This is a genomic window from Wolbachia endosymbiont of Bemisia tabaci (assembly GCF_003999585.1).
Lineage (GTDB): Bacteria > Pseudomonadota > Alphaproteobacteria > Rickettsiales > Anaplasmataceae > Wolbachia.
Map to the genome: position 1 here is coordinate 712896 of NZ_CP016430.1, position 24317 is coordinate 737212.

Here is a 24317-nt window from a genome sequence, read left to right on the forward strand (position 1 = left end):
ATTTAGACAACCTAATTTGAGGTAAAGGAAAAATTACAGTTATATGAAGCATAAAAAGTATGATATTTAAATCTTAGTATAATGTCTATTGCCTTTGAATTTACTATGGCTATTCGCTATTTGCGAGCAAAGAATTCTAGATTTTGCTCTATAATGGCCTTGTTTTCTATTATTGGTATTGCTCTTGGAGTTGCAACGCTAATAGTAGTAATGTCTGTAATGAATGGGTTCAGAGCAAAGCTGCTCGACTCTGTACTTGGCATTAATGGTCATATTAATGTTTACTTTGATAGAAGCATAAATTCAGATTACCACGCAGTGTTAAAATCTATTGAGAAAATCCCAGGTGTATTAAAAGCTACTTCTATGACCAATGATCAAGTGATCGTTGCATCAAATGGTGGAATTGTGGGTAGCGTAGTCCGTGGTGTGTCAACTAAAGACTTACTTAATAATACTACCGTTAAGAATAATGTAATTATGGGTAACGTGGAAAAATTCGATGAAGGTATCATAATAGGGGCAAGATTAGCAGAAGCTTTGAATATTGATTATGGTGATAACATTATGCTTATATCAACTGAAGGATTTGACGCACTGTCTGGTGAAATACCAAAAATGAAAGAATATAAAGTTGTAGCAGTATTTGATATGGGTATGTTTGAGTACGACAATACCTTGATGTATATGCCCATGAAATCAGCTCAGGCTTTTTTTAATTATAAAGATAGTGTGAGAAATATAATAGAAGTGTTTGTAGATGATATTGCTATGGCTAATAAGCTAGCAAACGCTATAGCAAAAGAAACAGGAATGAGAGCTGAAAGTTGGCAATCTCAGCAAAGCCATTATGTTAATGCTTTAAAAACTGAAAGAAATGTGATGTTTTTAATTCTTACTTTGATTATAGTTGTGGCAGCATTCAATATTGTTTCAAGTTTGATGATGATAGTGCAAGAAAAGAAATCCGCAATTGCAATTATGCGTACGTTTGGTGCAACAAGTGGAAGCATTATGTGCATATTTTGTGCTTGTGGGCTATTAATTGGTTTTGCAGGAACTTGTCTTGGCTCTATTATAGGGGTTGTTTTTTCTCTCAATATTGAAAATATTAGAGTATTTTTAGAAAACATTACCAACATCAAGCTGTTTGATCCCATGATATACTTTTTTTCAAGTTTGCCAGTGATATTAGTCTCTCAAGATGTAGTGAACATTTCTGCGCTTGCATTGTTCTTATCATTTTTAGCGACAATTCCTCCTGCATTGCAGGCAGCTGCGCAAGATCCAGCGGAGATATTACGTTATGAATGATACTCGAAAAAAATGCATAGGTTGGTTCTTAATTATATTGTTATTTGTTAGCCATATTGCAATAATAAATAACATAATATTTTTTAAAATAAACCAACAAGAAAGTGAAGGCAGTATGAATGTTTTAACGGAAAAGATAGATGAACTTAGAACGTTGCTTGAAGTGAATCAATCTAGGGTAGAGAAAAGGATATTTGACTTAAAGAGAAATCTGCACACTCAATGTGAGCAAGGTGATGGTAGTTTAAGGCATAAGAACCTCGCAAAGTTGCTGCTACTTGTGATTAAGATGAAGAATTCGTTATTGCGAGAAGCCAAGTTTGATAATCATATAAATTCAATAAAGCCTTTGATATCAGAGCTTGACGATCCAGAGATAGAAAATGCAGTAAATGAATTGGAAAATTTGAAAGAGGTAGATACTTTACGCGGGTTGAAATTGTCTTTTGAGAAGAACATGACTGTTATTAACTACAATAAAAGTAACTTGTTTAAAAAAATCATTTCAAATTGGATAAAGATAGATGATCGTAGTGATCCACTCAGGTTAAAGCTTGCGGAAATTGAAGAATTAATAAGCGATAATGATTGGCAGAGCATAGCCACCGCAATAAGTGACTTAACATACCCAGAATTCAAACCATGGCTTAATAAATTGAATGATTTTATTGTAGCTTTCAAGAATACTTCAATAATATATCGTCACTTATTACAATACATCTCATGATTTATTTTATAATTTTTGCTTTTTCGTTTTTATTTGGCATATGGATCAAGGTAAGTGGTGAAGTAATAAAATTGGAATTAGGCAATTACACTATAAGTATTGATCTATATTTCGTTATTCTTGCTTGCGTAGTCTTATTATTTTTATTGATTGCAGTTGCACGTTTTTGTTCTTCTATTTCATCAACATTTGCTAACATAAAAAATAGAAGAAGAAGTAGGGAAGAATTGCTTCTCTTTGAAGCTTTCTTTAGCTTAGACTTAGGTAATATAGAGAACACCAATAAGCTAATTAAAAATCTAAATGAAGAAAGTGATAAATTATCTTTAGTAAAGCTCTTTAATTCAGGTAAAACGGGAAATTACAGCTTTTTCAGCCATAATTTAACGAGTATTGCAAGTAAAAATCGCAACTTAGCTCTACTTCTGATAAATAAACTGATTATTCACCTAAAGCAAGAAAGGTTAGTCTTTCAAAAATTTATAGAATATTGCTCTAGTTCAATTAATGATAAAATTTTGTCTATTCCCTTTCAAATAGAGCATTGTATATTGCAAGAAGATTGGATAAATGCAATTTCAAAGTTAAAGGAAGCTATCAAATTCAATATTTTTCTTCCCTTTGATCGTAAAAAGATGTTAGCGGTTTTTTATTGCGCTTTAGCAAAGCAATACGAAAGTAAAGGAAGTTTTTACAAAGCTATAGATTATTTAGCTAAAGCACAAAGTTATTATGCAACTTTTCAGCCCGTCAATTATTTAAAGGCAGAATTATATATCAAGCTTGAAAAAATCAGAAAAGCTTCCACAGTATTAGAGGAAGAGTATAGAGTAAATCCTACTCCTCAATCAGCTAGAATGTATATCAAGTTAAATAATAAAGGCGCTGAAAGACTATATAACTTACGCCCTGATTATTATTTTAGTTATTGCTTGCTTGCTTTGTCTTCAATTAGCTTAGGGAAATATGATCTTGCAAGTCAGCATTTAGATATTGCTATGAAAAAAGCTAATTACATATCAATCTACCTTGTTATGGTACAGCTCAAGATTATGCTGCAAGAGTATGATCAAGCAATTTATTGGTTAAACAGGATGGACTCAGAAGCTGTGCCTGATCCAGGTTGGAAATGTGCTGATTGTAATAAAGAGCTAAAGCAATGGGATTATAAGTGCTCAAGTTGCAATAGTCTTAATTGTATTTACCTTATATTATAAGACTCCATAAGGTGTGATACTTTTACATCGAGATTGCTTTAATATAATCTTTATCTCAAAACAGTAAATCTGTGAGTTTCTTAGTTAGGTTTGACTCCAATGTCAAAAAAACTTGTTTTTAGGCATTACCAGTTATATATTTTAATAAATTAGAATTATATACAAAATGAAGAGCTTAAAGGAATTATCCTTAAGAATTAAGAATATTAAATCTGTGCAGAAAACCACGAAAATAATGCAAATGGTTTCTGCAGCAAAATTATTACAAAGCCAAAAGAAATTATCAAATTCAAAATTGCATATATCTAAGCTGCATAGCATTATTTCTTCACTAGCGCTATCAGCGGATCAAGAGTTACTAGCAAGAATTCTAAATATCAATAATGAAGATTCTTTCCTAGTATTTATTATTGCATCTGATCGTGGTTTATGTGGCAGCTTTAACTCCTCTGTTGTTAAATTCAGTCAGGAGCATATAAACAAATTAATTGCAAATGATAAGAAAGTAGACATTGTTTTTTTTGGTAAGAAAGCTTTTGAGACAGGCAAAAATAGATTTAATTCTAAAAATATCTTGAAGGTTGAAAATAGTAAGGGAATCACACTAAAGCGTGTGGAAGCCTTGGTTAGTGATATGGATCTAAGTAAATACAATAAAGTTAAGGTTTTTTACAGTAAATTCTATAATACCTTCATGCAAAAGCCAATATTAGAAACAATAAAACCATGGAGTAAAGACTCATTATTAATTGATAATTCTGTAGTTAGTCCTCTAACAGATTACAGCTATGAGTATGAACCACAAAATATTGAGTTTATTTTAAAATCTTTGACTCAAGATTATGTTACAGCTGCTCTTTATTCTGCTTTACTTGAAAGTGCAGCAAGTGAAAATAGTGCTAGGATGGTTGCTATGGAATCAGCAAACAGAAATACAAAAGAAATGCTAAATAAACTAGCATTACTTTATAATCGTTCTCGTCAAGCAGCAATTACAACTGATTTGATTGAAGTTATAGGTGGTGCAGAATCTTTATAGAAACTCAAGGAATGAAAAATGAATATATTAAATATTGCAGCAGATATCACTAAACTAATAAAAAAGCAGAATCAAGACGCAGAAGTTACAATATATGAAACTAATAAGACCTCGGTTTCTCAGCGTCTATCAAAAATTGAACAAATATCACAATCTAGAAACTGTACTGTCGGAATTAGAGCTATAGCAGGTAAGAACAAAGCTGCGTATATTTCCACAAACGATTTGAATAATCTTAGTAGTGCAGTGAGCCAAGTGGTGGAAATGGCAAAGAATGCCCAGGAAGATCCTTATATTAGTTTTGCTGTAGATGGCAGTAATTATATCTCTTCTGCAGATTTAAATATCTCAGATAATAATGTTGTAACAATTGATAAATTAAAAGAAATTGCTGAAGCTACAGAAAATTCAGCTCTTGCACATAAAAATATTATTAATTCCGAAGGAGCTTCATCTTCACATACTTCAGTAAATACAGTATTATCAACCGTTTCTGGTTTTGTTGGTTCATTTAGTAAGTCAACTTTTGTTAATCAGGTTTCTGTTGTTGCTGGAGAAAAGAGTGAAATGAAAATAGGCTATGATTACGATGTAGCATGCAACTTCAGTGATTTAAAAACACCGGAGTCAATAGGGAAAGAAGCAGCAAAAAGAGCAATAGATCAATTGGATTCATGTACAATCAGGACAGGCAAATTTCCGGTTGTTTTTGAAAAAAGAGCAGCAAAAGAGCTAGTAAAGAGCTTTGCTTCTGCCATAAATGGTAGCAATATTGTAAATAATAGCTCTTTTTTGAGAAATAGTTTAAATACTCAAATTTTTAATACTGAGATTAGCATTATTGATGACCCATTGTTACCAAGGGGTATAACATCAAGACCGTTTGACGGAGAAGGAATAATGAGCAGAAGAAATGAATTTGTAAAAAATGGAGTACTGCAAAATTGGATTTTAGATCTATATTCGGCTAGGAAATTAAACTTGGAAACGACCGCAAATGCAACTCGTGCAAGTAATGCTTCAATTATTCCTTCAGCTAGTAATTTCTATTTCAAAAATGGTAATAGATCATTTAAGGAATTAATTGAGGAAGTAAAAGAAGGAATATATGTAACTGATTTATTTGGTTTTGGTGTTAATTTAATCAATGGCGATTATAGTCAAGGTGCATGCGGATTTTTTATAGAAAATGGTAAAATAACGTATCCAATACACGAGATTACTGTTGCCGACAATTTGAAAAATATGTTTAGCAATTTAGTTGTTGCAAATGACCTAACTTTCTGTGGGCAGTTTAATTCACCAACGATTAAAGTTAGCGAAATGACAGTAGCAGGTTCACTTAGTGATTAAAAATTTTAGTTGCATTAAGTACAATAACTGTGTACTATTACTATGTAATGTTAAGAATAGACTATGGAGTATAGAAGTTTAGTTGCAATAACTAAGCTTAAAGCATTCTAAATCGTAATTTCAAAGTTTTTCAATCACATTAATAATATTAGTTAGTAGTTTAGGAGTTATCCATATGGAATTTGGTAATATAAAATGGTTTAATGTTGAAAAAGGCTATGGTTTCATCAAGCCAGAAGGTAAAGGTGAGGACGTTTTTGTACATGTTAGTACATTAGAACGTTCAGGGATAAGACCTGATGCACTTCGAGGAGAAGATAAAAAGAAAGGAATGAAAGGGGAAAGAGTAAGTTATGAGCTTAAAGAAGAGCGTGGTAGGAACGGAGAAGATAAAAAGTCTGCAATAAATTTAAGATTGGAAGATTAGTCTTTATGAGGTTTTTAATAGAATTAATTAATATATTGTGAATAATTTCCATGAAATGGGTCTTCCAGCTTCTCTTATACAAGCTTTAGATAAAAATAATCTTTTTGTCCCGACCCCAATTCAAATACAATCGATTCCTTTAGCTCTGCAAGGTAAAGATATTCTTGGGTCTGCTCAAACGGGCACTGGAAAGACTTTAGCATTTGCTATTCCATTGATTGCTAAATTGCTGAATGAGACTAACGCTGGCTCAGGTTTAGTCATCGTGCCAACCAGAGAGCTTGCGTGTCAGGTAACAAGTGAAATAAGAAAACTTCTATTTCAAAATTCTGCACTAAGAGTCGCTTTGTTGATTGGAGGTGAGCCTATTTTTAGGCAGCTAAATCAGCTTCAGAAAAAACCACAAATCATAATAGGTACTCCTGGTCGTATTATAGATCATATTGAGCGTAAAGCTTTGATTACTCGCAATGTCAGCACTCTTGTGCTTGATGAAACGGATCGTATGTTTGATATGGGCTTTGGAATTCAAATTGAAGGGATCATGAAATATCTGCCAAAAATACGTCAGACTCTTATGTTTTCTGCAACTCTTCCTAGTGATATAGTAAAACTTACTGAGAAGTACCTTAATCAGCCAGAGCGTGTTTCTGTTGATTGTCAGGCTACAACTTCTGCAAAAATTAAGCAAGAAATTGTTTATGCATCAGAATCAGAAAAATATGGAAAACTTGTTACACAATTATGTCAGCGCAAAGGATCGATCATTATTTTTGTCAAAACAAAGCGAGGAGCGGATCAGCTAGCTGATAAATTGCACAAAGATGACTATAGCGCTTTGGCAATTCATGGTGATTTAAGGCAGCACAAGCGTGAAAGAGTCATTAATTCTTTTCGTCGTGGCCGCAATCAAATCATGGTTGCAACAGATGTTGCTTCTCGCGGCCTTGATATTCCGCACATTCAACATGTTATCAATTATGATGTACCACAATCGCAAGCTGATTATGTTCATCGTATAGGTAGAACTGCACGTGCGGGAGCTGAAGGATTTGCATTATCTTTTGTTACACCTCAAGATAAGAGAAGACTGCCTGCACTAGCAGATAAAGAAGGAGAGCCAAATTTTGATTGTAGTATGCAATCTCAAAAACGTAACAGCAAAAAGATCCTTAAAAGGCCAAGTACGTTAAAGGCTAAATACGGTAGAAAAAAGATCAATGTATTTAAGAAGAAAAGCAGAGTACTAGAAAAAGCGTATTAATGTACTTAACTATTCTTCTATTCTTTAAAAGCTCCAGTAAGCTTGCTGCAAAGTGAAGTGATTGGAGGATGGTAGAAAGAATATGTAGCTAGCCTAAATTAGATTTACCTACAATTTGATAATCTTAATTTTGCTGCTTATAACGTTTTGAGATTATCACAACGGTATAATGTTAGGCTGTGTGGACTATAATCTGTAGCTTAATTCAATTTGGCTACAACGAGCTGCTAGATTTCAGTTTTTTTAATAATTGTGTGCTACTAATTATATATAAATTTACACTTTTAAAGAGAATAGATGATTTCTAAAAATTTAGAGGCAAGTTTAAATAGAGCGTTACAGATTGCTTCTGATTGTAAGCTTAAATATGCAAAAGTGGAACATTTGTTGCTAGCATTAACCAAAGATGTGGATGTAAATTATGTTTTATCAAGATGTAACATCAGAGCTGGTGAAATCATAAATATAGATAATATTATATTAAGGAATGATCATGGTAATAATACAAAAGGTTTTTTACAAGACAACTCCGAATTAACTGTCAATAAAGTTGAGCCTGATGTGCTATTTCAACGCATAATACATAAAGCCATGATACGAGCTCATCGTCTGGGAAGAAAAGAAATAAATGGAGCAAGTATTCTATTAGAGATTCTGTCTGAGCAAGATTTATACATTGAAGAGCTATTACGTAAACAGAATGCAAAGGATTCTAATTTGATTTATAACATATCCAATATAAAATATTCAGGTGATATAGAGGAATATGTAACTAATCGCAAGATAAAACTTGATAAGAATAACGATATCTCTACTGTAGCAAATAAAGGTGAATTATTAAAAGATGAAGAAGTTCTACAAAATTATTGTAGAAATTTAAATGATTATGCAAGAAGCAAAAAAATAGATTATGTCATTGGTCGTGATTATGAATTAAATCGCACTATAGAAATCTTACTAAGACGCAGAAAAAATAACCCTTTATATGTCGGAGAACCAGGTGTTGGTAAAACAACAATAGTTGAAGGCTTGGTATTGAAAATTATTGAAGGTAGTGTTCCGAGTGCACTGAGATCCAGCATAATTTATGCTTTGGATTTAGGATCACTTCTTGCAGGAACACGCTATAGAGGTGACTTCGAAGAGAGAATAAAGTCTATAATAAAAGTAATTGAGGCAAAACCTGGCGCTATTCTTTTCATTGATGAAATACACACTATTATTGGAGCAGGTTCAACAAGTGGCAGCTTTCTTGATGCTGGCAATCTGCTCAAACCTGCACTTGCAAGAGGTGCGTTGCGTTGTATAGGTGCAACTACATATAGAGAATATAGCAATAGCTTTGAAAAGGATAAAGCATTAGCAAGGAGGTTTCAAAAAATTAATGTAAAAGAGTCTTCTATTAATGATACAGTAAAGATACTAGATGGTATAAAGCATTACTATGAAAGGTATCATGGAGTATATTACACGAAACATGCCATTAAATCTGCAGCTGAACTTTCACACAAGTATATTACTGGGCGAATATTACCTGATAAAGCAGTTGATGTTATAGATGAAGCAGGGGCATATTGTAAGTTACAAAAAAACAGGCGAAAAGTTATAAACAGTAGAGACATTAAGAGTACTATCGCTAGGATTACAAACGTACCTTGCGGGTTTGATGATATGCAAAGAGTAAAATCTTTGAAAGAAAATCTCAATAGGGCCATTTTTGGTCAAGAGCAAGCGATAGAGTTTCTCGTTAATTCTATTAAAATTGCTAAATCTGGTCTGAGAAGTTACAATAAACCCTTGGCAAAGTATCTTTTTGCAGGTCCAACTGGTGTAGGTAAGACTGAGCTTGCGAAGCAACTAGCACAAAATATGGGTATGAACCTTATTCGGTTTGATATGTCTGAGTATATGGAACCTCACACAATATCTAGAATGATTGGTTCCCCTCCTGGATATGTGGGTTACGACCAAGGTGGATTGCTTACAGAATCTGTATCTAATAATCAATATAGCGTAGTACTTCTTGATGAAATTGAGAAAGCTCATAGTGATATTTATAATATATTACTACAAGTCATGGATTATGGATGTGTTACAGACACTTACGGACGTAAGGTTAATTTTTCCAATACGATTTTAATTATGACAACCAATGCAGGGGCATTTGAACGTAACAAAAGTTCTATTGGCTTTGGGTATAAAAACTTTAACATCAGTGACAGCGAAAAAGCAATGGAACGGGTTTTTAGCCCTGAATTTCGTAATCGTCTTGATGCAGTCATTTCCTTTTCTGATTTGGATACGGATGTCATTTTGCACATTGTGGATAAATTTATTCAGGAATTGAAAAAACAACTTATGCAAAAGGGCATAAGCTGCTCAGTGGAAGAAGAAGTAAAGTCTTATCTTGCGCAAACAGGTTATAGTAAAGAAATGGGAGCACGTCCAATAGAGAGGCTAATTGAAAAAGAGATAAAAAGTCATTTGGCTGAAGAAATACTGAATCGTCGATTAATTAAAGGAAAGAAATTAAGGATTTATATTGGTAAACACGGAATTGCTTTTGATATAGTTTAAATTCTTGCTTGAGTATTAAATTTGTAGTATAGTCACTATCTTTTAATGAGGCTATAGTAGCAAGTTTAACCAGAAATCAATATTACAGTAATCAAGATTTACGGAATTTACTTTCAAGGCTGGGAATAGAAGCGGAAGAAGTAATAAGCCAGGAGTTTGATGATGTACTTAAGTTAGTTGAGCGGCGCTTTAGAAAAGTTTCATTAAAATGTCACCCTGATAAAGTAATAGGAGAGAAAGAAAAAAAAGTATCTGAAGAAAAGTTTAAAAAACTTAGTGCAGATAAAGATAAGCTAGAGAAATATCTTAACGACTTAAAAGCAGCTGGCATATCTATAACATTACAGCGAGAAGTGCAGGAAAAACAAAGGAGAATCAATGAGATTCTATTGCGTAGAGAGAAAGCTGTAAATAGAGCATGTTTATTTTTTATATTAGCAAATGTGGTACTTGGTCCGTCGCCTCAAGTCAAATATTGCTTATCACAACTTGCTAACAGTGGCAAAGTGCAAAATATTGCTTATAAATTTTATGCATTCAGCATCGGAGTTTGGCCATGGTTATTTATTATATCCTTTTGTAGTATTATCTATGTAGCAAGTAAACAAAGAGGCTCACAAGAAGGAAATCTAGATAGGTTAAATAGGGGATACAATTTACTTATTGCTGCTGATAATTATGTGATATGTATAGCAGCAGCGTTTGCTGTGTGCAGTTTAGCGTCGGAAATTGCACAAAATGGCTGGCCTGTTCAATATGGAATGGTGCTTATGGCTAATTTAGTATTAGATTTATTACTTATTGCTTTACTTAGAACTTTTACGAAAGCTTCTGAATTATATAGTGAGCACTGCATCAAGCATTTATACGAAGAAGATGCAGAATTTAGCTACAAGGAAAAGTTTGCATGGTATGACTATAAATTAGTGCTTATGTCGCTCATTCTTCCTATTGTTAAAATGTATTTTGAAGATTTAATTCAAGAAAAACCACAACAGCACACCACCGATCCTAAAGTTACACCTTTAAATATAGGTGTAGGAGCAAGAGTATAAAAAGGTCTTTGCTTCAACTATAGTTTTTGCTACACTTTAAGTAAATTTGAAGATATTAATGAGTGAAGAAGTAAAACAAATCCTAAGTTATTACGAAAGTGAAAATCCTGGAGTAAAAGCAAATCTTGCTCGTATTCTTATGCATGGAAAACTTAGTGGAATTGGCAAGTTAGTAATTCTTCCTGTAGATCAAGGATTTGAGCATGGGCCAATAAAAAGTTTTGAAGTTAATCCTGATGCTTACGATCCGCATTATCATTTTCAGTTTGCAGTTGATTCAGGAGTAAGCGCATATGCTGCTCCGCTTGGTATGATCGAAGCTGGTGCTTCAACTTATGCTGGAATGCTACCACTTATTTTGAAGCTTAATAGTGCTAACTCCTTGCACTCGAAAAACTTAACTTCTGATCAAGCAATAACTGCTTCTGTAAAAGATGCGCTGCGTTTGGGTTGCGTAGCTGTTGGGTTTACTATATATCCTGGTTCTGCTAAGTGCTTCGATATGATGGAAGAAGCTCGCGAAATTATAGCTGAGGCTAAGTCTTGCGGCCTTGCCGTAGTGCTATGGTCTTATCCACGCGGTGAAGGAATTTCCAAAGAAGGCGAAACAGCAGTTGATGTTATTGCCTATGCTGCGCACATAGCAGCTTTACTTGGCGCTAATATAATCAAAGTAAAACTTCCAATTAACTATTTGGAAAGGGAGAAAATAGAAACAGAAAATATTGAGTCATTATCTAAAAGAATTGAATATGTTAAAAGATCTTGTTTTGCAGGGAAAAGAATAGTAGTTTTTTCTGGTGGCGAGTCGAAATCAGTGAATGACATATGCAACGAAGCGAAAGAAATTAAGCAAGGCGGTGGTAATGGTTCAATTATCGGGCGTAACACTTTTCAAAGAAAAAAAGAGGATGCTTTATCTATGCTAAAAGATATAATTAATATCTACGCATAAAAAAACGGCTGGGTGGCAGAATGGCTTATGCGGAGGACTGCAAATCCTTTTATACCGGTTCAATTCCGGTCCCGGCCTCTTACTCCAATTAGATCGTTTTTTCTTCTGAAATTTTAACAAGAAGTGTGGCTTTTAATGAAATATTTAAAAAAATAAGATACTATATTCAAAATATAAGCAGTAAAATGCCAAAGAGATTAACGGAAGTTTTATTATTGATTGGTTTGCCCTTCTTGCTTACCAGTTGCACTTTTCACTATTTATTAAAGAGCTCGTATACTCATCTTGCACCAGAAAAGTACCCTTCATCCAACAAACAGCCGGTTTACGTCGGTACAGCTTACAGTGCACAGACTATATATAATGCGTTATTTAATGACTTTCTGTTAATAGGTAAGTCATCATTCACAGCCAAACATGGGCGTGCTAGTCAATATGTTAATTATGGAAGAGAAGTTGGAGCAGATGTGATAATTGTATCATTTCAAAATATGCAAAAGGATAAAGAGCATTTTAGCATCACAGAAAAACTATTATGGGACACAAGCTTAACAACATTTCATACAAGGACCATTATAAACTTTGATCAGGACGTACTCTTTCTAAAAAAGGTAGGTGATGCAAAAGCTCCATGGGAATATGTCAAAGGAGAGTTCAAGCTTCACGAAAAAGACGATACTGATCCATATCTAGGGAATTGGGTAGGGTATAGAATATGCAAGATTGCAATATCTTCTTCAGAAGATGAATACTTAGGATTTGTAAATGAAGATAATTGTAAAGAAAAATCTGGAATAAATAAGATGCTTGCTTGGAAAAATGGGGATGTAAGGTTGCGGATTAATAAACAATCAAAACAGGGATTTTATTTAAATCGAAATAAGATTCCTATACTAATAAAATCTCAAATTAACAAATTTGGCTACCTCGAATTAGTAGATAAAAATACTGATCAAGTTCTGGTTTCCCTTCAGAAAAATTAGTTTTTACTACTCATAGAAACTATATACTTACTATTTTGATAAACCTCAAGCTTTCTAAGTTATTCTTGTTGCATGGTAAAAAATAAACTAAAAATAAGCAAAGTGTTTTACAAAATGATATTACGTAATTTATTGTTTTTACTGCCGCCTGAAATCGCTCACTCCTTGGTAATAACGGCGTTAAAAAAGATGCCCTGTAGGAAACCTATAGAACTACCTAAGTCTTTAAATGTAAACTTTTTTGGTAATAAAATTAGGAGTCCTGTAGGTCTTGCTGCAGGTTTTGATAAAAATGCGGAAGTTGTAAAGCCGATGCTCTCATTTGGTTTTGGATTTATTGAGGCTGGTACTGTAACTAAATATCCCCAATATGGAAACAAAAAACCGAGAATTTTTCGATTAATTAAAGATGAAGGAATAATTAATAGATTGGGATTCAATAATAAAGGAGTAGACTATTTTCTTAAACAGATAAGTAAAACTAAACTTGGTGATTGTATTTTTGGTATAAATATAGGAAGAAACAGTACATCAAAGGACCAAATCAGCGATTATGTTGACTTAATAAAGATAGTATATGGAAAGAGCAATTATATAGTACTGAACATCTCATCCCCAAACACACCTAACTTGCGCGATTTGCACAATAAACAAGAATTATCCAAATTGTTGAAATCTATCACTCTAACCCGGAAATCAATCGATAGCTCTGAATCCATACCGATAATATTAAAAATTTCTCCAGATATAGATCAGCAAACAAAAGAAAATGTCGCTGAGCTTACACTAGAATATAAAATTGATGGCTTAATAGTAAGCAACACTACGATAAGTCGAGATTCTTACTATAATGAGAGTGGTGGGTTGAGCGGCAGGCCATTATTTCAACTTTCAACCGAGTTATTGAGTGATATGTACAAGCTTACTAAGAGCAGGATTCTATTGATAGGATGTGGGGGAGTTTCAAGTGGTATTGACGCATATGAAAAAATAAAGGCAGGAGCCTCTTTAGTACAACTGTACACTGCTCTTGTATACCAGGGGCATCAAGTTGTGAACAAAATCAATCTGGAGCTTGCAGAATTGGTAAAAAGAGATGGATTTAGTAACATTACTGAAGCAGTGGGTTGTATACATTAATTTTGGAAGTTATTGATATTGTTTTAGTAAAGTAGAGCTAACTTTTTAGTGTAAAGGTATGATAGGGAGTGCTTTTCTTTTGAATGATGAACATGAAAGTTTTGAACGATATAATATCTAAAGTTATTAATTATAAATTTACAGATCATGCAATATTAGAAGAGGCATTAACCCATCCAAGCGTAAATAAAAGGAGTAGCGAAGACCAGATCGTAAGCTACGAAAGGCTAGAGTTTTTGGGCGATAGTATTTTGAACATGGTTGTATCTGCTATGCTGTTTAAAATGTTTCCTGAAGAAAAAGAAGGAGCATTGGCAAAAAGAAAAACGGATCTAGTTTGTGGCAGTACCATTGCTAATGTTGCTAAAGAAATAGAGTTAGGTAACTTTATCATAATGAATAATAGTGAACGTTGCAACGGAGGAAAATGTAACTTGAAAAATTTAGAAAATTCGCTTGAGGCACTAATAGGTGCAATTTATATTGACGGTGGACTTGAGAGTGTTGAAAAATTTATTATCCAACATTGGGAAAAGCTAGCTAAAGACATCCTCGATCCTCCTCAAGATCCTAAAACTTCACTGCAAGAATGGACTCAGAGAAATAAATTACCTTTACCAAAGTATGAGCTTGTAAAACAAACTGGACCAGCACACAATCCTGAATTTACTATATCAGTTTGCATAGAGAGTTATGACAAAGTTTCTGCATGCGCTCCTAGTAAGAAAATTGCTGAACAAAAAGCTGCTGAGTTGATCCTAGAAAAAATTAAAAAAACGACTTAGTTTAATCAAAATAGCCGTTAGCATAAATTTAAAGTAAGCTAAGCTCTTTAGTTCAGCTTACATATTTTTTTATCTCAGCCAGAATCTTATCAGATTGACTTTCATCTGAATTTAAATCAGCTACAAAGTGTGTGACATATTTTCCTTCAGGGCCGATAAGGTATATTATTGAAGAATGGTTAATTTCCTCTTCTCCACCTACTTTACTTGCATATACTTTATACTTTGCAACTACTTCATCTATTTTTTGTCTTTCACCAGTTAGCATTTGTATTCTATGGTCAAATTGCTGCTGAAATTCTTTAAGCCTTTCTATGTTATCGCGCTCAGGATCAACTGTGATAAAAAATGTTTGTATCTTATTGTCAGTTTTCTTATCTAACTTTGCAAGTGTTTCTGAAATTATTCCGAGGTTCATAGGGCAAATTCTTTTGCATGAGGAAAATCCGAAAAAAATCATCATATACTTATTTTTAAAATCACTACTGCGTACTGTTTGTCCGTCTTGATTAATCAAAGAAAAATCCCCACCTATTTTAATTTCTGTATCTTGTGAAACAAATATGCCTTGCTTGGTAAAATAACAATAACCTAAGAAGATAGCTGCTACTATTATTAATAAACCAGACAATAACCTTATGAATTTTACCATTAAAGCGTTTCCAATAAAATTAAATCATATCTTGATTAGCTGATTGATTCAACATATTCCTTCCAAAGTGGATTGTTAATTTTATCTAACAATTTCTTATGCTCATCAATTTCTTCGCTGCTTGGTGAATGTTCTCTGCGAGCTAAATTTCGCACTTTATGCTGAATAAACGTAGAGCTATTGTCCTGATCACATTTACTATTAAACAAAAAGGTTTGCAATCCTCCTGTAAGCTCAACGTAGACCTTTGCAAGCAATTGAGCATCAACTAATGCTCCGTGCAACTCTCTACCTTCCAGCGATATGTCAAAACGTTTACATAATGCATTTAAGGAAGCAGGTGATCCTACAAACTTTTTTCTTGCAAGTGGTAATGTATCTAGCACTCTATCTGAGGAAATTAACCCAGCATTTAACTTGCCTAACTCCATATTAAGGAACTTAACATCGAATTCAGCATTATGAATCACCAAAATGTCATTAGATATGAAGTCGAGAAATTCAAATGCAACATCTGAAAATAGTGGTTTATCCTCTAAAAACTCCTCACTAATACCATGAATCTTAAATGAGTGGTAAGGTACATCTCTTTCTGGATTAAGATATCGATGAAATGTTTTACCTGTTGGAACACGATTAATTAGTTCTACACATCCTATCTCGATAATTCGATGGCCAGATCCAGTATCAAGACCAGTAGTTTCAGTATCAAGTACTATTTCTCGCAACCTACTTTCCATCAGTGTAATTAATCTTATTTGTCATTTGTTGTTAAATTTTTATCAGTACTTGCCTTCTTATAGTTAATAGAAACAAGCATCCAAGTTGGGTCTGATGAATTAATATTTTTTTTGAATTGCCATACATCCTCAACTTTGTTAATAGTAGACATACTACCTGATATGACGTCCCCTTCATTATTCTTAACAAAGTTAATTTGCTCTGAAAGGAAATATACTGCAATAAATGCTACATTTTTCACTAACTTTATTTCTAAGATTTTTTGTGAAACGATAGAAACAATTATAGACTCATGTGTCTCTTTACGATGTTTAATCTTATCCACAAAACTGTTATACAAGTCTTTGTCCAGAAGGGGTTTTAATTGAGGTAAATTTCCTTGGTTAAAATATTTTATTATTAATTCAAAAGCTATGCTTGAACCTTCTATAAAATTGGAAATAGAGAACTCTCTGTTTTTTTGTAATATTTGTTCATAAATAGCTTCTATTGAACTTTTGTCATTGCTATAAGTATAATCTTCGATATTTTCTACCACATCCTCTTTACTTTGACTTACATGCAATACACCTGTTAGCTTTTTTAGATTGAGACTGGCTGATCTTCCTAAAGAGTTATATAAGCGTGAAAAAATAAACGCCGCTAGTAAAGCATATATTACAAGCTCTATCATGGTAACTTAACTCCTTTTGATATATAAAGTATCTAAATATTATTAATTATTGATAAAAATATGTTTTTCATATTAACCTATAGTTAGGTTTACTATTCGTTTGTAAATAGATATATTATATAAGAAAGTATTAAAAATCTCAACTTAATTAATAAAGGAGACGTAAGAAATGTCACAACACAAAATGAAAATTCATGGTCAATATGTCAAAGATTTTTCGTTTGAGAATCCAAATTCGCCATTCCTTTCTTCTAGTAAAGCTCCCGATATTAATGTAATGGTTAATATTAATTCAGCAAAATTAGAAGGAACAGAAAATAAAAAAGGAATAAGTGAAGAAAAGCCTTTTCATGAAATTACTTTGCATATAGAAGCCAAAGCAACGGTAAAAGATGAAGATGTAAAAGATGATATAGCTTTCATTTGCGAGGTAAAGTATTGCGGTATTTTTTCAATAGAAAACTTTACAGAGCTAAGTGAAGAAGAGGTGAGACAAGCTTTATTTATTGGTGGACCTACTTTTCTTTTCCCTTTTGCAAGAGAAATAATTGCAAGAACTACAAGTAGTGGTGGGTTTCCTCCACTTATGCTAGATCCTATAGATTTTGAAACTATGTATCAGCAGCAAAGTCAACAACAAAAAAGTAGCGCTAGTAATTCCAATTTTAACTAATACAGGATGAACAATTCTTTAAATGCGAAGACGACTTTAAATATTGATGGAAGGTTATATAACTACTTTAACCTAAGTAACGCTGGTAAATTCTTAGGAGTAAATTTAACCAAATTGCCTTGTTCACTTAAGGTATTGCTTGAAAATTTATTGCGCAACGAAGATGGAGTAAGCGTTAAATTAGATGACATAAAGATATTAGCAAATTGTGTCAAGAAACACATTAATCACGAAATTAGCTACAAGCCAGCAAGGGTTTTGATGCAGGATTTCACAGGAGTTCCTGCTGTCGTTGACTTAGCTTCAATGCGTAATTATGTGAAGAAAAACGGAGGTAACCCAAGCAAAATAAATCCATCTGTACCTGTTGATCTTGTGATCGATCACTCTGTTCAAGTAGATAGTTACGGAAGCACTTCTGCATTTGGTAAAAACGTTGCACTGGAAGTAAAAAGAAATTTGGAGAGATATCAATTCTTAAAATGGGGAGAGTCATCCTTCATAAATTTTAGAGTAGTGCCACCAGGTACTGGAATTTGCCACCAAGTGAATCTTGAATATTTAGCGCAAGTTGTATGTAATGATAGTGGAGTTCTATATCCAGATACCTTGGTCGGTACAGATAGTCACACTACTATGGTAAATGGTTTATCGGTTCTTGGTTGGGGTGTTGGTGGAATAGAAGCTGAGTCTGTGATGCTTGGTCAACCAATTAGTATGGTAATTCCAGAAGTAGTAGGATTTAAATTAATAGGAAGACTTTCAGAGGGAGTAACAGCAACTGATCTAGTGCTAACGATTACTAATATCCTGAGAACAAAAGGCGTTGTTGGCAGATTTGTGGAATTTCATGGTGATGGCTTAGATTGTTTATCTTTGGCAGATAGAGCAACCATAGCTAATATGGCCCCAGAATATGGTGCAACTTGTGGATTCTTTCCAATTGATCAGAAGACACTAGATTATTTAAACTTAACCGGAAGGCAAAATGAGTTGGTTAAATTAGTTGAAATCTATGCAAAAGAACAAGGACTGTGGCGTAGTAATGACGAATTAGCATTTTCTGATACATTGGAACTTAATTTATCGAGTGTGAAGCCAGTAATGGCCGGTCCAAAAAGACCGCAAGATAAGGTTTTTCTTTCACAAGTGGCAGAATCCTTTTCTAAATCGTTTCCAGTTAATGAGTCAAAGGAAGGCGATAAACTCCAAGATGGAAGTGTAGTTATTGCAGCAATAACAAGCTGCACTAATACTTCAAACCCAAGTGTAATGATTGCTGCTGGACTTGTAGCGCGTAATGCAGTAACCCTTGGCTTAAAATCAAAGCCTTGGGTTAAAACTTCTCTTGCTCCAGGGTCACAAGTTGTAACAGAATATTTAGAAAAGTCAGAGTTACAGGAAGATCTAAATGCTTTGGGTTTTAATTTGGTTGGGTATGGCTGTACAACTTGTATTGGAAACTCCGGTCCGCTTAATGAAGATATAGAAAGTGATATTAAGGATAAAAACTTGACTGTTGCAGCAGTTTTATCCGGTAATCGTAACTTTGAAGGAAGAATCCATCCTTTAGTCAAAGCGAATTACTTGGCATCTCCGCCACTTGTTGTTGTGTATGCACTTGCAGGTACTGTACAAATTGACCTGACAAAAGATCCTATATGCAAAGATAAGAATGGAAGTGATGTTTATCTCAAAGATATATGGCCAACAGATAGTGAAGTTGAGAGCTGTGTTAAAAGTGTTGTGACACGTGAAATGTTCATACAAAAGTATAAGGATGTTTTTTCTGGTGATGAGTATTGGCAAAAGATAAAGTGTGAGAAAAGTGAAATCTACAACTGGGATGCGAAAAGTACTTATATACAAAACCCTCCTTATTTTGATAATTTATTGACTGGCAATGATAAAAGCAACATTTTTGATATAAAGGATGCACGAATACTCTCGATGTTTGGCGATAGCGTGACTACTGACCACATTTCTCCTGCTGGGAATATTGCTTCAAATAATAGTCTTGCAGGCATATATTTAAAAGGTTTTGGAGTTGAACCGCAAGATTTCAATTCATATGGATCTCGCCGCGGTAACCACAACGTAATGATGCGTGGAACCTTTACTAATATCAGAATAAGAAATGAAATGGTGAACACTGAGGGTGGCTATACAAAACATATTCCTTCTCAAGAAACTATGTCAATTTTTGATGCAGCAATGCAATATAAAAGAGAAGCTGTTCCATTAGTTGTCATTGCAGGAAAAGAATATGGTACAGGTTCAAGTAGGGATTGGGCAGCAAAGGGTACTGCATTACTGGGAATTAAAGCTGTGATTGCAGAAAGTTTTGAACGCATACATAGGTCCAATTTGGTCGGTATGGGTGTTCTTCCACTTGCATTTCAGGATGGAGTAACGAGAAAGATATTTGATGGTAGTGAGATAGTGAGCATGAAAGGTGAAGTAGTACCAAATGGAAATCTAGAATGTATCATTAAAAGAAAGGATGATTCAGAGCAATCCATTCAACTCAAGTACTGTGTACAAACTGCAACTGAGGTTAAGTACTTGATGAGTGGTGGAGTGTTGAGCTATATACTTGCGCAGTCCTTTTGAGCTATCACAGTCATTAACTAGGTTTTTGAATCGATTCTGGCTCTTTATTTAAATAATAATTTATTCGATGCAAAGTTATGATATAATCTTACCTTACATATGATAAAGGGTGTTTTGTAGATAATTATGATCAGTTCTATACAAGAACCTAACGCATTACGAAAACGATTGCAGGCATTTTATTGTGCTGATGAAAAAAGTCACGTACGTTATCTTGTAGAAAAATCAGAACTTTCGGCTGATTCAAAAAACATAGTTTACAATATTGCAAAACAAATTGTCGAAAAGATTAGAGGTAGTAAATTAGGCATTATAGATTCTTTTATACAGCAGTACTCACTTTCTAACGACGAAGGAGTAGCGCTAATGTGTCTTGCTGAATCATTACTTAGAATACCAGACGATTACACAATAGATGAATTGATAAAAGATAAAATTGCCAACCAAGAATGGAATAAACACTTGAGGCGTTCCTCTTCATTGTTTGTTAATGCTTCTACATGGAGTTTAATTATAGGAAGCAGTATATTAAGAAACAATGAAGAGGATTCAAAATTCTATCACATAATTTCCAGGTTATTGAAAAATTTAGGAGAGCCAATAATCCGCAAAGCGGTGAAACAAGCAATATCCATTCTTGGCAAGCATTTTATTGTTGGAGAAACTATAGAAAAAGCATTGGAAAGTGTGAAATCAGATGACTACAGTAAGTATTTATGCTCTTTTGATATGCTTGGTGAATCTGCTTGCACAGTTGAGGATGCGGAAGAGTATTTTAATTTATACATGCATGCAATAAAAGCCATAGGTGAATCTGCTGACATAAATGATTGCTTTAAATCTCAGGGGGTTTCAATCAAATTGTCTTCACTGCACTCACGTTATGAATTTAGCCAATTTGGTAATATAGCTGAAGAGCTGAGAGCTAAGGTGTTGGAGCTTTGCCATGAAGCAAAAAAATATAACATTTCATTATGTATAGATGCAGAAGAATCAGAAAGACTTGAGATGTCATTAGTTTTATTTGAGCAATTGCGTCTTGATGAATCACTTTCTGAGTGGGAAGGGCTTGGTCTAGCTGTGCAAGCGTATCAAAAACGTGCTTTGTCTGTTCTTGATTTTGTTGAAGATGTTGCCATTCGATCAAAGCATAAGGTTATGGTGAGACTTGTGAAAGGAGCATATTGGGACTCAGAAATCAAGCGCACACAAGAATTAGGGTTAATTGGTTATCCAGTGTTTACTAGAAAAAGCTACACGGATGTATGCTACCTTGCCTGCGCGCAGAAACTTTTAAGCAAAGCAAGTCACTTTTATCCATGCTTTGGAACTCATAATGCTTATACTTTTGCTACTATAATAGAGCTTGCTGATAAAAATCATCCTGGATTTGAGTTTCAGCGCTTACATGGAATGGGTAAAAGCTTGTATGATTATGCAATGTCAGAACTTGCAACAAGCATCAATTGTCGTATATATGCACCAGTTGGTAAACATAGTGATTTATTGCCATATCTTATTAGGCGCCTTCTTGAAAATGGAGCTAATAGCTCGTTTGTCAATCAAGTAAATGATTCTGACGTTAAAATTGAAGAATTAGTCTCAGATCCATTAGAAAAAGTAAAAAGCTTAGAATATGAGCCTCATCCAAGCATTCCGTTGCCAAGAGATATTTTTGGAGAGGAAAGAAAAAACTCCTTGGGGATGGATATTAGCGATTCAATTACAGTTTCGCAATTCGCAAATGATATAAGAGAATTTAGTGAAAAGAAATGGCAGGTTGGCCCTATAATTGATGGAGAGTCGCTTTTTGACAGTGCGAAATTTACTGAAGTAGTCAATCCTGCACATTTGGAAAATGTAATTGGAGAGGCGTCAAGCACAACAAGTGATCAAGCTTTAAATGCTCTTAAAATAGCAGATATTGCTTTTACTGAATGGCAGAATGTTTCAGCAGAAGAACGTGCTAAGCACCTTGAAAGAGCTGCGGATTTGCTTGAAGAAAGAATGAAAGAATTAATTTACATTCTAATAGTGGAAGCAGGAAAAATTTTGTCCGATGCAATAGCAGAAGTAAGAGAGGCAATCGACTTTTTGCGTTATTATGCAGTGATAGCAAAAAATAAACTGAATGACTGGAAAAAATTGCCAGGTCCAACAGGTGAAGATAACTTCATCTTTTTTGAAGGCAGAGGAGTTTTCTTGTGCATATCACCATGGAATTTTCCACTTGCTATCTTCATTGGACAGATTTCAGCTGCGCTTGCAGCAGGTAATGCAGTGCTGGCAAAGCCGGCAGAACAAACACCAATTATTGCCTATGAAGCCATTAAGATACTACATGAAGCTGGGATACCAAAGAATGTATTGCATCTTGTTCCAGGAGATGGTCAATATTTAGGTAAAATATTAGTGCCAGATAATAGAATTTCCGGTGTAGCTTTTACTGGTTCAACACAAACTGCTCAAACAATTAATCGAATGCTTGCTAGCAGAGATGGTCCTATTGTGCCACTTATCGCTGAAACTGGTGGATTAAATGCTATGATTGTTGATAGCTCTGCTCTTTTAGAGCAAGTGACTACGGATGTTTTGCTTTCTGCATTTCGGAGTAGCGGTCAACGCTGCTCCGCGCTTAGAGTGCTATTTATTCAAGAAGATATAGCAGAAAAACAGATAAAAATGATATGCGATGCGACTCAAGAATTAAAGATTGGTGATCCAATACAACTGAGCACGGATATTGGGCCAATAATTGACAAAGTATCTATTGATATGCTGACTAAACATACGGAGAAAATGTCAAGGGACAAAGATTCAAACCTTCTTTCCAAGGTCCCTATGGGTACAAATTCTTATAATGGTTATTTCTTTCCTCCGTACATTTATGAGATACAAAAAATTTCGCAATTAAAGCAAGAAGTGTTTGGGCCTATTTTACATATCATACGTTTTAATAAGTCGCAGTTAAATGAAGTTATAAGTGATATAAACAATACAGGATATGGACTTACGTTTTCTTTGCAAAGCCGTGTACAAAGTAAGATCGATTTAATAAGCAAGAAAATATCAGTTGGAAATGTATACATCAATCGCAATCAAATAGGTGCAGCAGTTGGAATGCAACCATTTGGCGGTAGAGGACTGTCAGGTACCGGACCAAAAGCTGGTGGTCCTAATTATCTGCAACGTTTTTCTATAGAAAAGGTTGTAAGTGTCAACACTACAGCATGTGGCGGTAACATTACACTTGCGTGTTTGGATTGATTTGCAATTTCTAAATTGGAAGTCCGTGCAGTTGTGTATGCAGTACTAAAGCCTAAAACTCATACACTGAAAGGATAGTTGTGATTCTAAGGAGGATTCAAAGAAAGTCTTGTCTTTAATAAAAGAAAAAGGTTGCTATAATTCTGATAAAAGCACTATAAACAAAATGAATGTAAAAAATATCTTATTAGCGTTTTTAGTACAATTTATATTTGATTTGTCATTATTTGCGGCTGATCCTATTTTGCTTAATTGTATTGAAACTCCAGGGATTTATGATCTTGAAACAAGGCCAAAAAGCTTTAACTCTTCAAATAATTTAAGAAGAAAACCTGGCTCTCCAAATAATTCAGCAGGAGAATTAATAAATGTAGTGGGTAGAGTTACTGATGTAAATTGCTTACCGATACAAAATGCTGTGGTTTCTATATGGCACACAGACTCACTTGGCATGAGCTATTATGATGAAAATGTGGAGCTTGATCCAAATTTTGCTGGATCAGGAAGATTTGTAGTAAATAACCTTGGCTATTATAATTTTATTACAATAGTACCAGGTAAAATTGGTGATAGGGCTCCACACATCAACTTTTTGGTCCAACATCCAGATTTTCCAGAATTCACAACACAAATGTTTTTTGCTGATCATAATTGCGATAACTGTGATGATCTTCTTCTTGGTAATCTTATTGAGAGTGGACTTGCAAGCCTTCTGATAGCACCATTTACTTATAATGATCAGGCCATGAAGACCTACACATTTAATATAACCCTAGGTGGGCATAACAAATTTTCTGATAAAAGATAAAGCCCTCCTTGCATATCAGGGGAGTTCATATTAGTCTTAAGCGCTGTTGTACTT

The 24317-nt window shown here is 34.1% G+C and carries 20 protein-coding genes and 1 tRNA gene; 18 read left to right on the forward strand and 3 right to left on the reverse strand.

All coding sequences use genetic code 11. The annotated features are described in order from the left end of the window. Positions 1-81: 81 nt before the first annotated feature. The 14 genes from BBB02_RS03440 to rnc all read left to right on the forward strand — a co-directional run bounded on the left by BBB02_RS03440 (position 82) and on the right by rnc (position 14836). The gene (locus BBB02_RS03440) at positions 82-1314 is read left to right on the forward strand and encodes a lipoprotein-releasing ABC transporter permease subunit (RefSeq protein WP_127463989.1); all 1233 of its coding nucleotides are present in this window, start codon (positions 82-84) and stop codon (positions 1312-1314) included. Next, on the forward strand, positions 1307-2041 hold the full coding sequence (locus tag BBB02_RS03445) for a hypothetical protein (RefSeq protein WP_127463990.1): 735 nt from the start codon (positions 1307-1309) through the stop codon (positions 2039-2041). Before BBB02_RS03440 ends, BBB02_RS03445 begins: the two co-directional genes overlap by 8 nt. Further along, complete coding sequence (locus tag BBB02_RS03450; protein WP_127463991.1) at positions 2038-3258, forward strand: tetratricopeptide repeat protein; 1221 nt, start codon at positions 2038-2040, stop codon at positions 3256-3258. The genes BBB02_RS03445 and BBB02_RS03450 overlap by 4 nt, the downstream gene beginning before the upstream one ends. Positions 3259-3424: 166 nt before the next feature. Then, positions 3425-4297 carry an ATP synthase F1 subunit gamma gene (gene atpG / locus BBB02_RS03455; protein WP_127463992.1) on the forward strand — a complete coding sequence of 291 codons (873 nt, stop codon included), beginning with the start codon at positions 3425-3427 and terminating at the stop codon, positions 4295-4297. A gap of 18 nt (positions 4298-4315) precedes the next feature. Next, positions 4316-5650, forward strand: coding sequence for a TldD/PmbA family protein (locus BBB02_RS03460; protein WP_127463993.1), 1335 nt, complete (start codon positions 4316-4318; stop codon positions 5648-5650). 175 nt (positions 5651-5825) lie between these two features. Further along, positions 5826-6077 (forward strand): cold-shock protein, encoded by a 252-nt coding sequence (locus BBB02_RS03465; RefSeq protein WP_006015726.1) that lies wholly within the window; start codon positions 5826-5828, stop codon positions 6075-6077. 37 nt (positions 6078-6114) lie between these two features. Next, on the forward strand, positions 6115-7341 hold the full coding sequence (locus BBB02_RS03470; RefSeq protein WP_127463994.1) for a DEAD/DEAH box helicase: 1227 nt from the start codon (positions 6115-6117) through the stop codon (positions 7339-7341). 297 nt (positions 7342-7638) lie between these two features. Next, on the forward strand, positions 7639-9918 hold the full coding sequence (locus tag BBB02_RS03475; protein WP_127463995.1) for an AAA family ATPase: 2280 nt from the start codon (positions 7639-7641) through the stop codon (positions 9916-9918). Between the two features lie 353 nt (positions 9919-10271). Beyond that, positions 10272-10973 carry a hypothetical protein gene (locus BBB02_RS03480; protein WP_245970057.1) on the forward strand — a complete coding sequence of 234 codons (702 nt, stop codon included), beginning with the start codon at positions 10272-10274 and terminating at the stop codon, positions 10971-10973. 58 nt (positions 10974-11031) lie between these two features. Then, positions 11032-11928 (forward strand): class I fructose-bisphosphate aldolase, encoded by an 897-nt coding sequence (locus tag BBB02_RS03485; RefSeq protein ID WP_127463997.1) that lies wholly within the window; start codon positions 11032-11034, stop codon positions 11926-11928. 6 nt (positions 11929-11934) lie between these two features. After that, a tRNA-Cys gene (locus tag BBB02_RS03490) sits at positions 11935-12006 on the forward strand. Positions 12007-12113: 107 nt separating this feature from the next. Then, positions 12114-12911 (forward strand): hypothetical protein, encoded by a 798-nt coding sequence (locus tag BBB02_RS03495; RefSeq protein ID WP_006015735.1) that lies wholly within the window; start codon positions 12114-12116, stop codon positions 12909-12911. Positions 12912-12983: 72 nt separating this feature from the next. After that, positions 12984-14051: a quinone-dependent dihydroorotate dehydrogenase gene (locus tag BBB02_RS03500; RefSeq protein ID WP_127463998.1), complete on the forward strand. Its 1068-nt coding sequence runs from the start codon at positions 12984-12986 to the stop codon at positions 14049-14051. Positions 14052-14143: 92 nt separating this feature from the next. Continuing rightward, positions 14144-14836 carry a ribonuclease III gene (gene rnc, locus BBB02_RS03505; protein ID WP_127464302.1) on the forward strand — a complete coding sequence of 231 codons (693 nt, stop codon included), beginning with the start codon at positions 14144-14146 and terminating at the stop codon, positions 14834-14836. Positions 14837-14888: 52 nt separating this feature from the next. Here rnc and BBB02_RS03510 read toward each other — a convergent pair whose 3' ends face one another. From BBB02_RS03510 to BBB02_RS03520, 3 genes are read right to left on the reverse strand one after another with little or no spacing between them, the layout of a single operon-like run. Then, the gene (locus BBB02_RS03510; RefSeq protein ID WP_127463999.1) at positions 14889-15488 is read right to left on the reverse strand and encodes an SCO family protein; all 600 of its coding nucleotides are present in this window, start codon (positions 15486-15488) and stop codon (positions 14889-14891) included. Positions 15489-15523: 35 nt separating this feature from the next. Continuing rightward, a complete protein-coding gene (dnaQ, locus tag BBB02_RS03515) occupies positions 15524-16228 on the reverse strand; it encodes a DNA polymerase III subunit epsilon (RefSeq protein WP_063630940.1) in 705 nt (234 codons plus the stop codon). Between the two features lie 14 nt (positions 16229-16242). Further along, complete coding sequence (locus BBB02_RS03520; RefSeq protein WP_127464000.1) at positions 16243-16902, reverse strand: Tim44/TimA family putative adaptor protein; 660 nt, start codon at positions 16900-16902, stop codon at positions 16243-16245. Positions 16903-17071: 169 nt separating this feature from the next. Between BBB02_RS03520 and secB the strand changes: the two genes are divergently transcribed. From secB to BBB02_RS03540, 4 genes are all read left to right on the forward strand, one after another. Then, entirely contained in the window at positions 17072-17575 is a 504-nt protein-coding gene (gene secB, locus BBB02_RS03525; RefSeq protein WP_127464001.1) for a protein-export chaperone SecB, read from the forward strand. Between the two features lie 6 nt (positions 17576-17581). Beyond that, positions 17582-20188, forward strand: coding sequence for an aconitate hydratase AcnA (gene acnA / locus BBB02_RS03530; protein WP_127464002.1), 2607 nt, complete (start codon positions 17582-17584; stop codon positions 20186-20188). A 126-nt stretch (positions 20189-20314) separates the two neighbouring features. Beyond that, positions 20315-23455, forward strand: a complete 3141-nt coding sequence (gene putA, locus BBB02_RS03535) for a bifunctional proline dehydrogenase/L-glutamate gamma-semialdehyde dehydrogenase PutA (RefSeq protein ID WP_127464003.1) — start codon at positions 20315-20317, stop codon at positions 23453-23455. Between the two features lie 166 nt (positions 23456-23621). Beyond that, positions 23622-24263, forward strand: coding sequence for a protocatechuate 3,4-dioxygenase (locus BBB02_RS03540; protein WP_127464303.1), 642 nt, complete (start codon positions 23622-23624; stop codon positions 24261-24263). Positions 24264-24317: the final 54 nt, after the last annotated feature.

Bases quoted from the DNA above. Each gene is read 5' to 3' on its own strand.
- BBB02_RS03440 (WP_127463989.1), top strand. From the start codon at position 82: ATGTCTATTGCCTTTGAATTTACTATGGCTATTCGCTATTTGCGAGCA.
- BBB02_RS03445 (WP_127463990.1), top strand. From the start codon at position 1,307: ATGAATGATACTCGAAAAAAATGCATAGGTTGGTTCTTAATTATATTG.
- BBB02_RS03450 (WP_127463991.1), top strand. From the start codon at position 2,038: ATGATTTATTTTATAATTTTTGCTTTTTCGTTTTTATTTGGCATATGG.
- atpG (WP_127463992.1), top strand. From the start codon at position 3,425: ATGAAGAGCTTAAAGGAATTATCCTTAAGAATTAAGAATATTAAATCT.
- BBB02_RS03460 (WP_127463993.1), top strand. From the start codon at position 4,316: ATGAATATATTAAATATTGCAGCAGATATCACTAAACTAATAAAAAAG.
- BBB02_RS03465 (WP_006015726.1), top strand. From the start codon at position 5,826: ATGGAATTTGGTAATATAAAATGGTTTAATGTTGAAAAAGGCTATGGT.
- BBB02_RS03475 (WP_127463995.1), top strand. From the start codon at position 7,639: ATGATTTCTAAAAATTTAGAGGCAAGTTTAAATAGAGCGTTACAGATT.
- BBB02_RS03485 (WP_127463997.1), top strand. From the start codon at position 11,032: ATGAGTGAAGAAGTAAAACAAATCCTAAGTTATTACGAAAGTGAAAAT.
- BBB02_RS03495 (WP_006015735.1), top strand. From the start codon at position 12,114: ATGCCAAAGAGATTAACGGAAGTTTTATTATTGATTGGTTTGCCCTTC.
- BBB02_RS03500 (WP_127463998.1), top strand. From the start codon at position 12,984: ATGGTAAAAAATAAACTAAAAATAAGCAAAGTGTTTTACAAAATGATA.
- rnc (WP_127464302.1), top strand. From the start codon at position 14,144: ATGAAAGTTTTGAACGATATAATATCTAAAGTTATTAATTATAAATTT.
- BBB02_RS03510 (WP_127463999.1), bottom strand. From the start codon at position 15,488: ATGGTAAAATTCATAAGGTTATTGTCTGGTTTATTAATAATAGTAGCA.
- dnaQ (WP_063630940.1), bottom strand. From the start codon at position 16,228: ATGGAAAGTAGGTTGCGAGAAATAGTACTTGATACTGAAACTACTGGT.
- BBB02_RS03520 (WP_127464000.1), bottom strand. From the start codon at position 16,902: ATGATAGAGCTTGTAATATATGCTTTACTAGCGGCGTTTATTTTTTCA.
- secB (WP_127464001.1), top strand. From the start codon at position 17,072: ATGTCACAACACAAAATGAAAATTCATGGTCAATATGTCAAAGATTTT.
- acnA (WP_127464002.1), top strand. From the start codon at position 17,582: ATGAACAATTCTTTAAATGCGAAGACGACTTTAAATATTGATGGAAGG.
- putA (WP_127464003.1), top strand. From the start codon at position 20,315: ATGATCAGTTCTATACAAGAACCTAACGCATTACGAAAACGATTGCAG.
- BBB02_RS03540 (WP_127464303.1), top strand. From the start codon at position 23,622: ATGAATGTAAAAAATATCTTATTAGCGTTTTTAGTACAATTTATATTT.